Here is a 220-nt window from a genome sequence, read left to right as displayed (position 1 = left end):
TCCTGCCCGCCACCCTCCGGGCCGTTGCTGCGCAACGTTCAAATCCGCTCCCGGCGGATTTGTCCTCCTCAGGAGAGCGCTCACCGACAGACAACAGATAAAACAAAAGGCCCAGTCTTTCGACTGAGCCTTTCGCTTTTATTTGATGCCTGGCAGTTCCCTACTCTCGCATGGGGAGACCCCACACTACCATCGGCGCTACGGCGTTTCACTTCTGAGT

The 220-nt window shown here is 57.3% G+C and carries 1 rRNA gene; it reads right to left on the bottom strand.

What is annotated here, in order from left to right:
- Positions 1-147: 147 nt before the first annotated feature.
- Positions 148-220 (bottom strand): 5S ribosomal RNA (rrf, locus tag OGX83_RS22820); the annotation flags it as partial.

It is taken from the genome of Citrobacter sp. Cpo074 (assembly GCF_030332745.1).
Taxonomy (GTDB): Bacteria; Pseudomonadota; Gammaproteobacteria; order Enterobacterales; family Enterobacteriaceae; genus Citrobacter; species Citrobacter portucalensis.
The sequence above is the reverse complement of the archived record's forward strand: the minus strand, read 5'-3'. Positions and strand labels throughout refer to the sequence as shown.